Annotated in this window: 13 protein-coding genes; 3 read left to right on the plus strand and 10 right to left on the minus strand. The window is 71.5% G+C overall.

The window, feature by feature from the left end; translation table 11 throughout:
• Nucleotides 1-4: 4 nt before the first annotated feature.
• The 3 genes from BA175_RS07730 to BA175_RS07740 all read right to left on the minus strand — a co-directional run bounded on the left by BA175_RS07730 (nt 5) and on the right by BA175_RS07740 (nt 2,343).
• Entirely contained in the window at nt 5-1,030 is a 1,026-nt protein-coding gene (locus BA175_RS07730; RefSeq protein WP_069170548.1) for a methionine synthase, read from the minus strand.
• A gap of 68 nt (nt 1,031-1,098) precedes the next feature.
• A complete protein-coding gene (locus tag BA175_RS07735; protein ID WP_069170549.1) occupies nt 1,099-1,788 on the minus strand; it encodes an SDR family oxidoreductase in 690 nt (229 codons plus the stop codon).
• A gap of 15 nt (nt 1,789-1,803) precedes the next feature.
• Nucleotides 1,804-2,343 (minus strand): TIGR00730 family Rossman fold protein, encoded by a 540-nt coding sequence (locus tag BA175_RS07740; RefSeq protein WP_069170550.1) that lies wholly within the window; start codon nt 2,341-2,343, stop codon nt 1,804-1,806.
• Between the two features lie 75 nt (nt 2,344-2,418).
• Between BA175_RS07740 and BA175_RS07745 the strand changes: the two genes are divergently transcribed.
• Nucleotides 2,419-2,754 carry a DUF427 domain-containing protein gene (locus BA175_RS07745; protein WP_069170551.1) on the plus strand — a complete coding sequence of 112 codons (336 nt, stop codon included), beginning with the start codon at nt 2,419-2,421 and terminating at the stop codon, nt 2,752-2,754.
• A 429-nt stretch (nt 2,755-3,183) separates the two neighbouring features.
• On the opposite strand, the gene mnmA is transcribed toward BA175_RS07745, so the two are convergent.
• On the minus strand, nt 3,184-4,320 hold the full coding sequence (gene mnmA / locus BA175_RS07750; protein WP_069170552.1) for a tRNA 2-thiouridine(34) synthase MnmA: 1,137 nt from the start codon (nt 4,318-4,320) through the stop codon (nt 3,184-3,186).
• A gap of 61 nt (nt 4,321-4,381) precedes the next feature.
• Here mnmA and BA175_RS07755 point away from each other — a divergent pair, with 61 nt between their 5' ends.
• Complete coding sequence (locus tag BA175_RS07755; protein ID WP_069170553.1) at nt 4,382-5,053, plus strand: N-acetylmuramoyl-L-alanine amidase; 672 nt, start codon at nt 4,382-4,384, stop codon at nt 5,051-5,053.
• Between the two features lie 130 nt (nt 5,054-5,183).
• On the opposite strand, the gene BA175_RS07760 is transcribed toward BA175_RS07755, so the two are convergent.
• From BA175_RS07760 to BA175_RS31080, 4 genes are all read right to left on the minus strand, one after another.
• A complete protein-coding gene (locus tag BA175_RS07760) occupies nt 5,184-6,353 on the minus strand; it encodes a cysteine desulfurase family protein (protein WP_069170554.1) in 1,170 nt (389 codons plus the stop codon).
• A gap of 127 nt (nt 6,354-6,480) precedes the next feature.
• On the minus strand, nt 6,481-8,982 hold the full coding sequence (locus BA175_RS07765) for a hypothetical protein (RefSeq protein WP_069170555.1): 2,502 nt from the start codon (nt 8,980-8,982) through the stop codon (nt 6,481-6,483).
• A 116-nt stretch (nt 8,983-9,098) separates the two neighbouring features.
• Nucleotides 9,099-9,473: a hypothetical protein gene (locus BA175_RS07770; protein WP_069170556.1), complete on the minus strand. Its 375-nt coding sequence runs from the start codon at nt 9,471-9,473 to the stop codon at nt 9,099-9,101.
• Between the two features lie 33 nt (nt 9,474-9,506).
• A complete protein-coding gene (locus BA175_RS31080) occupies nt 9,507-9,662 on the minus strand; it encodes a hypothetical protein (protein ID WP_175420777.1) in 156 nt (51 codons plus the stop codon).
• 105 nt (nt 9,663-9,767) lie between these two features.
• Between BA175_RS31080 and BA175_RS07775 the strand changes: the two genes are divergently transcribed.
• Nucleotides 9,768-10,391 carry a TetR family transcriptional regulator gene (locus BA175_RS07775; protein WP_069170557.1) on the plus strand — a complete coding sequence of 208 codons (624 nt, stop codon included), beginning with the start codon at nt 9,768-9,770 and terminating at the stop codon, nt 10,389-10,391.
• Nucleotides 10,392-10,916: 525 nt separating this feature from the next.
• Here BA175_RS07775 and BA175_RS07780 read toward each other — a convergent pair.
• Together BA175_RS07780 and BA175_RS07785 are read right to left on the minus strand one after the other, a co-directional pair.
• Nucleotides 10,917-11,783 (minus strand): thioesterase family protein, encoded by an 867-nt coding sequence (locus tag BA175_RS07780; protein WP_069170558.1) that lies wholly within the window; start codon nt 11,781-11,783, stop codon nt 10,917-10,919.
• 51 nt (nt 11,784-11,834) lie between these two features.
• Nucleotides 11,835-12,506 (minus strand): trimeric intracellular cation channel family protein, encoded by a 672-nt coding sequence (locus BA175_RS07785; RefSeq protein ID WP_069170559.1) that lies wholly within the window; start codon nt 12,504-12,506, stop codon nt 11,835-11,837.
• Between the last annotated feature and the right edge of the window lie 17 nt (nt 12,507-12,523).

The following is a 12,523-nucleotide window of genomic DNA, read 5'->3' on the forward strand; positions in this document are numbered from 1 at the left end:
GCCGTTACTCAGGGTTGTCTGCGAGCGACCTCGCGGCCCGGGCGCAGTGGGCGAGCGCGGCGCGTGCGTACGCCGGAGAGGCGCCCGCCAGCCCGCAGGCCGGGGTGATCACCACGGACTCGGTGAGAGTCCCCGGGTCCAGCCCCAGCCTGTTCCACAGCGTCCTGACACCCATGACGCTACCGCCCGGGTCCGACAATGCGGCCGAGGCGGCGTCGGCGCCCGGGACCACGCCGAGGAAGAGCTGGGTGCCTCCCTCCACGGCTTCACCGATCGCCTCCTCCTCACGCTCGGTGAGGAGGGAGAAGTCGAAGGAGACGGCGCCGGCTCCGGCGCGGCGCAGAAGCGCGAACGGCACCTCGGGGGCGCACGAGTGCACGACCGTGGGGCCCTCGCCGTTCACCGCGAGCAGCTCGCGCAGGGTCCCCTCGACGACCTGGCGGTCGACGGCCCGGTAGGTGCGGTACCCGCTCGCCGACCTGACCCGGCCCAGCAGTACGGCCGTGAGCGAGGGTTCGTCGAGCTGGAGCACGACGTCGGCGCCGGGCACCCGGCGCCGCACCTCGGCGAGGTGGGAGCGCAGCCCCTCGGCCAGTGAACCCGCGAGGTCGCGGCAGGCCCCCGGGTCCCCGAGCATGGCCTCGCCGCCCCGCAGTTCCAGAGCGGCGGCCAGGGTCCAGGGACCGACCGCCTGCACCTTGAGGAGCCCCTCGTAGCCCTGGGTGAACTCCTCCAGTGCGTCGAGGTCCTCGCCGAGCCAGGAGCGGGCCCGGCGGGTGTCGCGGCCGGGCCGGTCACTGATCCGCCAGCCGCTGGGCTCGACGTGGCCGTACATCTCCACGAGCAGCCCCACGGTCCGCCCGATCATGTCCGCGCCGGGACCGCGCGCGGGCAGCTCCGCCAGATACGGCATGCCCTGTCCGTCGGCGAAGGACCCGGTGACCGTCTTCGCGGCCTCGCGGGCGTCGCCTCCCGGCATGGACCCGATCCCGGTGGCGGCACACACGCTGAACTTGCTCTTCTCGCTCACGCGGAAAGCCTACGGGCCCCGGCCCGCCGGACGGCCCCGGCCGCCGAGACGGGCCGGGGCGGCACGCCTCAGCGGCCGGGACGGACCGTGAGGTTGTTGATCTCGGCGTCGCGCGGCAGGTCGAGCGCCAGCAGGATGGTGGTGGCCACGGACTCCGGGTCGATCCAGCGGGAGGGGTCGTACTCCTTGCCCTCCTGCTGGTGGACCTTGGCCTGCATGGCGCTCGCGGTGCGTCCCGGATAGACGGACGTCACGCGGATCCCGTTGCCGTGTTCCTCGTGGCGCAGCGAGTCCGCGAGCGCCTTCAGGCCGTGCTTGCTCGCGGCGTACGCGCCCCATGCGGCGTGCGCTTCCAGGCCGGCCCCGGAGTTCACGAAGACGACGTGGCCCTGGGCGACCCGCAGTTGCGGGAGCAGCAGGCGGGTCACCTCGGCGGGGGCGATCAGGTTGGCGTTGAGCTGGAAGTGCCAGGCCTTGGGCGTGAGGTCACCGATCCGGCCCAGCTCGACGACGCCCGCGACGTGCAGCAGCGAGTCGAGGCGTTCGGGCACGGACTGCTGCCCGAAGGCCCAGGAGAGCCGGTCGGGGTTGCCGAGGTCGCCGACGAGCGTGCGCGCCCCGGGGTGGAGCGCGGCGAGCTCCTTGGCGCGGCCCGCGTCCCGGGCCAGCAGCACGAGTTCGTCGCCGCGCTCCAGGAGGCGGCGGGCGACGGCTGCGCCGATACCGGAACCGGCACCGGTGATGAGATGAGTAGGCATGGGCTCATGCTCGCATCACCGCAGGCCGGCCGACTCCTCGAGGTAGGCGAGCGCCCCCACCCCGTCCTTCGCGAAGAAGACCAGGTCGGTGAGGGGGACGGGCAGGAATCCCTCGTCCTCCATGCGCTGGAACTGCAGGCGCAGACCGTCGTAGAACCCGTCGGTGTTGAGTACGACGACGGGCTTGGCGTGCCTGCCGTGCTTCTTCAGCTCCAGGATGTCGGTGGCCTCGTCGAGTGTCCCCGTGCCGCCCACCATGATCACGAACGCGTCGGCCTTCGCCAGGAGGAGCGCCTTGCGCTCGGCCAGGTCGTCGGCGATCACCATCTCGTCGGCGTTCGTCCGCGCCTTGGCCGCCAGGAAGTCCACCGACACCCCGACGAGCCGCCCGCCGGCCTCCTGCACGCCGTCGGCGACGACCTTCATCAGCCCGCTCTCCGATCCGCCCCAGACCAGGGTGTGCCCGCCGCGGCCCAGCAGTTCGGCGAACTCGCGGGCGGGCACGGTGTAACGCTCGTCGAGGTCGGCGGCGGAGAGGAAGACACAGATGTTCATGCGCCTACCGTACGGGCCGCCTCCGACATCGGGCCGGGCGGGAAGAATCCGGCTCGCGCCGCGGCTTAAGCAGATATGACTCCCACTCCTGGACACCGCATCACCGTCGAGCCCACCGACGCCCACGTGCGGGCCGTGCACGACGGGCAGGTGCTCGCCGAGAGCCGGCGCCCGCTTCTGCTGCGCGAGACCGGCTGTCCCGACCGCTACTACCTCCCGCCCGAGGACGTCCGGACGGAACTGCTGATCCCCTCGGACACGCGTACGCACTGCCCGTTCAAGGGGGACGCGTCCTACTGGTCGCTCCCGGACGCGGCGGACCTCGTCTGGGCGTATCCGGAGCCCAGGGAACAGGTGGCCGCGATCCGGAACCACTTCTGCTTCTACGACACGGATCTCATCGCCCGCTGACGGCCGGAGACTGCTTCCGCTCTTCTCCGCGGCGGCGATGAGTTCCGCGTACCGCGCGGGGCCACCCCCATGGACAGGCCTCGGCCGACGGCACGTCGATCGCGTACCGGCGTCAGGGGGGCGGGCCGCCGGTGATCCTGGTCGGCGGCTTCAGCACCTCCCGGGTCCACGAGGTGACGCACACCCTCGCCGCCGCGATCCCGCGAGCCGGGCACCGCACCCTGACCGGCCGGACCCGCGAGCCGGCACCGCAGGTGATCGCACCGCTCCTGGAGGAGTTCGTCGCCCGCGAGGTGCTCGCGGGGGCGGCCGGCGACCGGGACGCCGCTCACGGGGCGGGCGGCGACCGGAACGCCATGAGGCCCCCTGCCGCGCATCGCACACCCGACGGGATGCCGGGCCCGGCCCGTGGGGCGGGCCCGCCGTCCGCTACCGGCCGGCGGCCGCCGGCTCGCCGCGGCGCGCCGTCGTCGCGATGGTCGCCGACCCGACGACCCGCGTCCCGTCGTACAGCACGACCGCCTGTCCGGGGGCCACGCCCCGCACCGGCTCGGCGAAGGTGACGTGCAGGGTGCCGTCGACCAGCTCCGCCGTCACCTCCGTCTCACCGCCGTGGGCGCGGAGCTGCGCGGTGTACGTACCCGGTCCGGCCGGTGCCGTGCCGCACCAGCGGGGCCTGAGCGCGGTCAGTGCCGTGACGTCGAGGGCTTCCACCGGGCCGACGGTCACCGTGTTGTTCACCGGTGAGATGTCCAGGACGTAGCGCGGCTTGCCGTCCGGGGCGGGGTGACCGATGCGCAGGCCCTTGCGCTGGCCGATGGTGAACCCGAACGCGCCCTCGTGGGTGCCGACCTTCGTCCCCGACTCGTCGAGGATGTCCCCCTCCGCCGGGCCACCGAGGCGGCCGGCCAGGAAGCCCTGGGTGTCCCCGTCGGCGATGAAGCAGATGTCGTGGCTGTCGGGCTTCTTGGCGACGGCCAGTCCCCGGCGCTCGGCCTCGGCCCGGATCTCGTCCTTGGTGGTGAGGGTGTCGCCGAGCGGGAACATCGCGTGGGCGAGCTGCTTCTCGTCCAGGACGCCCAGCACGTAACTCTGGTCCTTGGCCATGTCGGAGGCGCGGTGCATCTCCCGGGTGCCGTCCTCGTTGACCACGACGGTGGCGTAGTGGCCGGTGCAGACCGCGTCGAACCCGAGGGCCAGGGCCTTGTCGAGCAGTGCGGCGAACTTGATCTTCTCGTTGCACCGGAGGCACGGATTGGGGGTGCGCCCCGCCTCGTACTCCGCGACGAAGTCGTCGACGACGTCCTCGCGGAAGCGTTCGGCGAGGTCCCAGACGTAGAACGGGATCCCGATGACGTCCGCCGCCCGGCGGGCGTCGCGGGAGTCCTCGATGGTGCAACAGCCGCGGGCCCCGGTACGGAAGGACTGCGGGTTCGCGGAGAGGGCGAGGTGTACACCGGTCACGTCGTGGCCCGCCTCGGCGGCTCGGGCCGCGGCGACGGCCGAGTCGACACCGCCCGACATGGCGGCGAGCACGCGGAGGGGGCGCTGGGAGGTCTGAGTCATAGCCTCTCCAGGGTACGGGTCGCCGGGAACCGAATGCGCGCGCGTATGCGTTGACGATCACATGGGGACCAAGGGGAACGGCGGAGCGCCGGGAGGCGGGCCGGCGCACGGCGTCAGCCGGCGCACGCTGCTGATCGGCGGCGGAGCCGCCGCGGCGGCGGGTTCGGCCGCTCTGGCCTGGGACGGGGTGCGGCGCGTGTGGTGGCGCGTCCCGGGCGTGGAGAAGCCCCGCAAGCCGGGTGAGCTGGACTACGCGGGCGCCCGCTGGATCGGGGCCTCCGAGGCGAACTGGCGCCGCGCCGACCGCCCCGACGACTACGCCGTCGACCGCATAGTCGTCCACGTCACGCAGGGTGGGCTCGGGAGCGCGGTCAAGGTCTTCCAGGACCCGGCCCACGGCGCCGCGGCGCACTACATCGTGGGCAAGGACGGCCGGGTGGTCCAGATGATCCGCGAGCTGGACGTGGGGTTCCACGCGGGCAACCGCTCGTACAACGAGCGCAGTGTCGGCATCGAGCACGAGGGCTTCGTCGACCGCCCCCAGGACTTCACGCCCGCCATGTACGCGTCCTCGGCCCGCCTCGCGGCCACGGTCTGCAGGCGGTACGGCATCCCGGTGGACCGCGAACACATCATCGGCCACGTGGAGGTCCCCGGCGCCGACCACACCGACCCCGGCCCTCACTGGGACTGGCCCCGCTACCTCGCCGAGATCCGCGCGGCCCGCACCTGACCCCCGCCCCGCCCCACGGCGTCGCCTGACCGAGCGGACGGGCAACAGGGGGTCGTGTCCGGCTTCCGGCGTCCACAGCCTCACCAGGGCAGACTGCGGGGCCGCGGGGCCGAGGAGCCCGGGGAGCGCGTCAGGTGAGACCCGCCGTGCGGGCCCGGGTCACCGCGGGGCCGATGGCGCGGGCCAGGTCCTCCACGTCCTGCCGGGTGGAGGTGTGGCCGAGCGAGAAGCGCAGGGTGCCGCGCGCCAGGTCGGGGTCGGTGCCGGTGGCGAGCAGTACGTGGCTGGGCTGCGCTATCCCGGCCGTGCACGCCGAGCCGGTGGAGCACTCGATGCCCTGGGCGTCCAGGAGCAGCAGGAGGGAGTCGCCCTCGCAGCCCGGGAAGGTGAAGTGGGCGTTGGCGGGCAGCCGGCCGCCGGGGGCCGGGTCACCGCCGAGCAGGGCGTCCGGGACGGCGCGCAGCACGGCGTCCGCCAGCTCGTCGCGGAGCCCGCCGATCTCGCGGGCGAACTCCTCGCGCCCCTCGGCGGCGAGCCGTCCGGCGACGGCGAAGGAGGCCACGGCGGGCACGTCGAGGGTGCCGGAACGCACGTGCCGCTCCTGCCCGCCTCCGTGCAGGACGGGTACGGGGGCGTAGTCACGCCCCAGGAGGAGCGCGCCGATGCCGAACGGGCCGCCGATCTTGTGCGCGCTCACGGTCATGGCCGCCAGCCCGGAATGCGCGAAGTCGACCTCCAGCTGCCCGAAGGCCTGCACCGCGTCGGCATGCATCGGAACGTCGAACTCGCGGGCCACCTCGGCGAGTTCATGTACCGGCATGATGGTGCCGATCTCGTTGTTCGCCCACATCACGGTGATCAGCGCGACGTCGTCGGGGTCGCGCGCGACCGCCTCACGCAGCGCGTCCGGGTGCACCCGCCCGTACCGGTCGACGGGCAGGTATTCGACGGTGGCGCCCTCGTGTTCGGCGAGCCAGTCGACGGCGTCGAGTACGGCGTGGTGCTCCACGGGGCTGGCGAGGACCCTGGTGCGCCGCGGGTCGGCGTCGCGGCGGGCCCAGTACAGGCCCTTGACGGCGAGGTTGTCGGCCTCCGTGCCGCCGGAGGTGAGGACCACCTCGCTGGGGCGGGCGCCCAGAGCGTCGGCGAGGGTCTCCCTGGACTCCTCGACGGTACGGCGGGCACGCCGCCCGGCGGCGTGCAGGGAGGACGCGTTGCCGGTGACGGCGAGCTGCGCGGTCATCGCCGCGATCGCTTCCGGAAGCATCGGCGTGGTCGCCGCGTGGTCGAGGTAGGCCATGATGCCCCCGATTCTACGAGCCCGCGGCGGGCGCCCGGCGGACGCCTGGGCCTCGCATTCCCCACCGGGGCCTCCTGGGGTGTGCCGTGTACGCCGCCGACCTCGCCCCCGACCGCCCGAGGTGCAATCACTCCGGTGACGCGCTGTCCGGCCCGGTCGACTCGCCACGCTCGCCGAGCCACCCGCGCCAGATGGACTCCACCCATGTCAGTTCCCGCGCGACCTGCGACTCCTTCGACTGACTCCCTGGTCGTGCGGGGCGCGCCGCGGCGCACTGGTCGAGCACCGTGAGGACCCACGCCCCCGGCCGCGCAAAAGCGGCCCGGTCCGTCAAGCCGTGATCTTCTGCAGCCGCCACCAGCCGCTTGACCAGCCCATTCTCGTCGGCGCATGTGCGGCGCCTCAGTTCATCAGGACTGTTGACGCCCTCCTGCAACAGAACACGCACCACGTCGGGGGAGGCCAGATCATCGTGAACAGCGGACAAATCGGCCACACACACCAGATGACGCACAACCATGACGGGCACCCCAAGATACTCCGCCATGACCTCAATTCCCGCTTCAGAAACTCGCCGCCTGAATTCCTCGAAGGAGGTGATCCCTATGCAGGCGAGCTTCTCCCCGTACTGCAAGAAGGGAGGAATATCCAGAATTCCGGTTTCACCTCCGCCGACCGCACTCTGCACGGAATCCCTGAAATTCTCGTGACGAAGAGAGGTCCAGAAGGAGGGATCCTCACGCAGCGCACCACGACCCGCAGGGCCCGGCGAGAAGGAGAACGCGAGGTATTCGAACACGTCCCACAATTCCCCCCGCGGCAGGGAGTGATCGTCAGCGACGCTTCCCAGCGCGGCATAGTTTTGGGCGAGACTGGGGGAAGGGAATGCATCAAGTTCCCGGGGGACGCTCCAGTCCCATGCCCCGCGGGACGAGTTCCTCTGCCACTCGACGGAGAGAAACTCCGCCAGGCTCGCCATACTCTCAGCCACAGGTCTCATGTATTCGGCGTACTGCCGGAGCCCTTGACTGCTGCCGATTCTCACATAGTCCCGGCAATCGCTCTCCAGTATTCGAGCTACTCTCCCGGATTCTTTCATATCCAGGCGATATTCGGCACACACCTCCCGGATGCGATATTCACCGACTGCCCTCGCCATCAAGTAGGCATTGATCCGCATAGCCGTCCGAGCGAAGAGAATACGCAGGCGGATCATCTCGCACCCAGGAACGACCTTCACACTTCCCGAACTCTCCTGGACTTCTGTGGCGGCGAGCAGCGCACCCAGGAGTTCGGAGAACCTGACGCGATTGGCGATGGTCTTGTCCGCCTGCGAGTAACGCTCGAGTACATAGTCACACCTCGCCAACGCGTTCTTGGGATCCCTGGTTATCGCAGCTTTCAGCAGGGCCAGCCGAACCTCGGAATCCTCCATCAGTCCTGGCTCATTCGCGATGACCTGCCGCGCGACGCTCTTCCAGTCCTTGGCGCCGGCCAACCCGGCAGCGAGGCGATCGTGCCTGAAAGCGAGTTCGACCAGAATGAAGGCTGCGGCACCGGTCAGCAGCTGGGCACGCGCCCGCCCTCGCTGCTCCTCCAGCAATTCCGCGGCTCGGGCATCCGGCGACTCCGCTCGAGCAGCCATCCCAGCGCGGGGACCACCCCCGCCCGTGGCGGATTCGTCCGCCGGAACGAGATGGGGGAGGCCGAGGTTTCTGCGGCTGATCACCACGGTTCGGACGTGGAGCCCGTTCCTGGTGAGAGTGGCGGTGACCCGGTTGACGTCCACGAGCGTCAGGCGTGCGCGCCAGGTGAGACCCGGGCGGATCGCGTACAGCACACGGGCCGTCGCGCTTGCAAGGGCGCCGGCCGGAATGGCGCTCAAGTCCGAGCTGAGCAGCTTGCTCACGTCGTTGGCCCGCACGAAACCCATCGCGTCGGGCTCCTGGGTACCGAGTGACTGGAGTCTGGCAAGGGTGTAATCGACTGCGGCCGCATCCGTCGTTCCGTCCCCTGCCTGCGCCTCCACCTGAACCCGCAGCCCTTGCCCGAGTGCTGCGGCGACCGCCGTGACTCCTAGAACCGCCATGGCCACATACGCGACTGCCAGCCGGTTATGGCTACCCCACGAGAAGAAACACGAGACGAGACCCGCCCAGACAGACATCAGGACCCAGAACGACGCCTGCGGGAGCCCGCGCCCGGCACGCCCCAGCGATCTGCCGAGCCCCGAGCGCATTTCTGTTGCACAGGTTCCCGTTTGTGAGGCACGTAGCACCAGAGCGACCCCCGGTAGCGCCAAAGCCAGCGAGAAGGCCCAGGTGACCCACGTTCCATCACGGAACGGGCGGAACATGGGGTAGATCGCCAGAAAGGCAGCATCGGCAAGGAGCGCCACACTGCCGATGACGGACCAGATGCTCCGCTCCGCAGGAGACCAGGGTTTGGCGTTCCGGTCGACCATGAAGCGGGTGATGAGTCCAGCGACCGCTACCAGGACAACCGCCGCGACGACCATGGGAATGAGCAGCTGCCCCGTCGGCACGAACCAGGTGGTGTAGAAGTCGTCCCACTTGCCGGTGCTGAAGGCCAGCACGGCGGAAGCAGCCGGGCGCACAGCAATCTGCATGGGCACGACCTCGTTCTCGCAGTTCAGCGTACTTTCGACGCTAAGCCTCCGCCGAGCTGCGTGCCAGCCGGCCACGGACCGCAGGAAAGTCGGACCGCCTCCCGGGTCCAGGCCGTTCAGCCCCCGAAGCTCCAGGAGACGGTGCCGTTCGCGGTGACCAGGACGGCGAGGACGACGAGGTCGGCGACGCCGAGGGCGAGGCCGAGCAGGGCGCGGCCGCGGCGGGCGGTGGAGCGGGCGAGGGCGATGAGGGCCATGACGACGGCGGCCGGCCCGAGCAGGATGTTCATCACCAGAAGGCCCAGCAGGCCGAGTACGAAGGAGGCGACGGCCAGGCCGTCGGCCTCCCGGCCGCGCGGCCTCCGGGGGCCGGGTGCCGCCCCGGTGGACGGGGTGCCGCCGGCCCCGGCGGCGGACGCCGGCCCGGTGGTCCTGGCGCCGGGGCCCGGGGTGCCCGGGCGCCGGTCGGTGCGAGCGGTGGTGAGAGTCATGGGGCGAGCTCCTTCTCCCTGCGGGTCGGGCGGTCAGCGGGTGCGGCGGGCATGGCGTTCGCGGACACCGAAGACCACCAGCCAGAGGCCGATCACGGCTGCGGCGGCGAGGGTCAGGGGCAGCGGCAGGTGTGCGACCGCTCCGAGGACGACCCCCAGCAGGAGCAGGGCGGCGACGAGGACGAACATGTGCGGCCTTTCTTCCCGTAGTTGAGAGTACGACTGTTTACTGACTTAGGAGTCTAGACCTCCTACCCCTTCCGATACTCGGAGAACGGTTGTTTACTGAATGGCATGAGTCACACCCTCGGAATCCGCCAGGCCCAGAAGCTGAAGACGCGTCAGGCGCTGCTCGACGCCGCTCTGCGGCTGCTGGAGCACCAGAGCCTGAGCAGCCTGGGCCTGCGCGAGGTGACCCGGGCCGTCGGGGTGGCCCCGACCGCCTTCTACCGCCACTTCGACGGCACGGCGGCACTGGGCGTGGCCCTCGTGGAGCAGACGCTGGGCAGCCTGCACGGCATGATCGGCGCCATCCTGGCCGAGACGGGCGACAGCGAGGAGCGGCTGGACCGGAGCGTGGGACTGATCAGCCGTCACGTCACCGCGCAGCCCGCCCACTTCCGCTTCATCGCCCGCGAGCAACACGGCGGTGTCGGCGCGGTCCGGGAGGCCATAGCGGCCCAGCTGCGGCTGTTCGCCGAAGAGGTGGCGGCGGCGCTCGCCGCGGAACCCGAATCGGCGGGCTGGGACGCCGAGGACCTCCTGATGCTGGGCGGGCTGTACGTGGACCACATGGTGCTCACCGCGTCCGCGCTGCTGGACGCGGGGCCCGACGGGGAGCAGGAGGTCGTCCGGGTGGCCCGGCGCCGACTGCGGCTGGTGACCGTGGGCCGCGCCCACTGGCTCGACGCCCCCTGAGGCCACCGGCCGGCGGGCGGCTCGTCCAGCGCGCCCGTCCACCGTGATCCTGCGGCCGGTCCGCTCGACGGCGGGGCGGCGCGGGGCGGGGCGGGGCCATCAGCGTGCGCGGGGCCGAGCCGAGCGCCGTATCGAGGCCGGGGGCGGTGGGGCTCAGTGGCAAAGGCTCGGCGGCAAGGACGGACAGGCCACGCGCTCCGTCAGCGGTGAGGTTGGGGACGTCGGTGACCTCGGCGACGTCGATACGGAAGCCCGGCAGCGAGGCCGTCCCGGCGCCGGGCCCCCGTTCGGCACACACGGGCCCCCGACCTCGGACGGCGCCCGGACGTCCTGGCGGACGGTGCGTACGGAGACCTGGAGGCGCTCGGCCGGCTCCGTGGCCGGGACGGGGCCACGGCCGGGACGAGCCGCCGGCCCGGCACAGCAAGGGACGGAGGCCGCCGGCAGGGCTTCACCCCCTGCCGGCACGGGGCCGCACCGGCGCCGGGACGGCCCCGAGGGGCCGAGGGCCCTTCGGGTCGGGCGTCAGCCGCGGGGTGCGCGGGCCAGCTGGCGGGACTGGGCCACGAGCCGGTCGGCGCTGTCCCAGACCTCCGCGTCCTCCTCCAGGAAGCCGCCCGCGAGGTTGCGGGTGGTGATGGAGACACGCAGCGGTCCGGGGGCCGGACGGCAGCGGATGTGCGTGGTGAGCTCGACGGTGGGCGTCCAGCCTTGCAGGCCCAGCTCGAACGAGGTCGGCGGCAGCGCGTCCACGGTGAGCAGCAGCGAGAGCGGATCGGCGTCACGACCGTCCGCGAGGCCGAACCAGCCGCGCATCTCGCCCTTGCCGGACGGGGCGCCGACGGCCCAGCCGACCGTCGCCGGATCGAGCTTGATGTCGAGCCGTTCGGTGATGGCGGAGCCGCCGGGGATCGGCGCCGGCCCGTCGCCCGGACCGAGGCACCGGTCCCACGCCGGGATGGCGGGCGGCTCGGCGGAGGTACGGACCTCGTCGGTCAGGCCGTCGAGATCGCCGTAGGTGGCCAGCACCCGGATGCGTTCGACCTCGGTGCCGTCCTCCGCGTACTGGAAGAGGGAGGCCTCGCCGGTGGAGAGCATGCGCCCCGTGCGCACGACCTGGGTCCGGATCACCGCGGGGCCGGGGACGGACGCGGTGAGGTAGTGCGCGGAGACCGAGAAGGGGTCGGCGTGCGGAAGCGCCTGACCGAGCGCCCGGCCGAGCATGGCCAGGAGATAGCCGCCGTTGACGGCGTGGAAGATCGTCCAGCCCTCGGAGAGCTCTGCGTCGTAGACGCCCTCTTCGCGGAGCGTGACGGCGGTGTCGCGGTCGAACTCGCTGTCGCCGATGGTCGCCTGCGCTGCGCGCGGTACCTGCGTTGCTGCCTGTGCCATGGCATGCACCGTACACCGATTGTATTACTGAGCGGTAGCTTTTTAGGGTGGTCAGATACCGGCGGGTGCCTCCTCCGCCGTGGCCGAGCGCCGGTTGTAGGCGCGCGGCGCGCGCCAGTGGAAACGCAGCGCCAGCAGACGGAGCACGAACGCGGTGATCACCGCGGTGGCACTGGTGTAGGCGTTGAGGGCGTCGAAGCGGATGCAGAGGACCACGAGGACGGCGCCCACGATCGCGGGCACCGCGTACAGGTCCCGGTCCCAGCGCAGCAGCGAGGGCACCTCGTTGGCGAGTACGTCGCGGAGCACACCCCCGCCGACCGCAGTGGCCAACCCGAGTGCTGCGGAGGCGGTGAGGCCGAGCCCGTAGTCGTACGCCTTGACGGTGCCCGAGACGCAGAAGAGACCGAGTCCGGCGGCGTCGAAGACGTTGACGCCGACCTGGATCCGCTCCACGTGCGGGTGGAGGAAGAAGACCAGGCCGGCGGCGAGCAGCGGGGTCAGGAAGTAACCCAGGTCCGTGAAGGCGGCGGGAGGAACGGCACCGATGATCACGTCACGGAAGATCCCTCCGCCCAGCGCTGTCACCTCCGCGAGTACGGCGATGCCGAAGACATCGAAGTTCTTGCGTACGGCGAGCAGGGCGCCCGAGATCGCGAAGACGAAGATCCCGACGATGTCGAGCGCATGCTGGACGGAGGGGGTGAAGAGTTCGTTGAGCACCGGGCAATTGTGCCGGT

Origin of the sequence: Streptomyces griseus, assembly GCF_001715295.1 — a bacterium.
GTDB lineage: Bacteria > Actinomycetota > Actinomycetes > Streptomycetales > Streptomycetaceae > Streptomyces > Streptomyces griseus_G.

What these genes read in the sequence shown, in the direction of transcription:
- BA175_RS07780 (WP_069170558.1), bottom strand. Translation starts at nt 11,783, where the DNA reads ATGGCACAGGCAGCAACGCAGGTACCGCGCGCAGCGCAGGCGACCATC.
- BA175_RS07775 (WP_069170557.1), top strand. Translation starts at nt 9,768, where the DNA reads ATGAGTCACACCCTCGGAATCCGCCAGGCCCAGAAGCTGAAGACGCGT.
- BA175_RS07755 (WP_069170553.1), top strand. Translation starts at nt 4,382, where the DNA reads ATGGGGACCAAGGGGAACGGCGGAGCGCCGGGAGGCGGGCCGGCGCAC.
- BA175_RS07735 (WP_069170549.1), bottom strand. Translation starts at nt 1,788, where the DNA reads ATGCCTACTCATCTCATCACCGGTGCCGGTTCCGGTATCGGCGCAGCC.
- BA175_RS07760 (WP_069170554.1), bottom strand. Translation starts at nt 6,353, where the DNA reads ATGGCCTACCTCGACCACGCGGCGACCACGCCGATGCTTCCGGAAGCG.
- BA175_RS07745 (WP_069170551.1), top strand. Translation starts at nt 2,419, where the DNA reads ATGACTCCCACTCCTGGACACCGCATCACCGTCGAGCCCACCGACGCC.
- BA175_RS07770 (WP_069170556.1), bottom strand. Translation starts at nt 9,473, where the DNA reads ATGACTCTCACCACCGCTCGCACCGACCGGCGCCCGGGCACCCCGGGC.
- mnmA (WP_069170552.1), bottom strand. Translation starts at nt 4,320, where the DNA reads ATGACTCAGACCTCCCAGCGCCCCCTCCGCGTGCTCGCCGCCATGTCG.
- BA175_RS07765 (WP_069170555.1), bottom strand. Translation starts at nt 8,982, where the DNA reads ATGCAGATTGCTGTGCGCCCGGCTGCTTCCGCCGTGCTGGCCTTCAGC.
- BA175_RS07740 (WP_069170550.1), bottom strand. Translation starts at nt 2,343, where the DNA reads ATGAACATCTGTGTCTTCCTCTCCGCCGCCGACCTCGACGAGCGTTAC.
- BA175_RS31080 (WP_175420777.1), bottom strand. Translation starts at nt 9,662, where the DNA reads ATGTTCGTCCTCGTCGCCGCCCTGCTCCTGCTGGGGGTCGTCCTCGGA.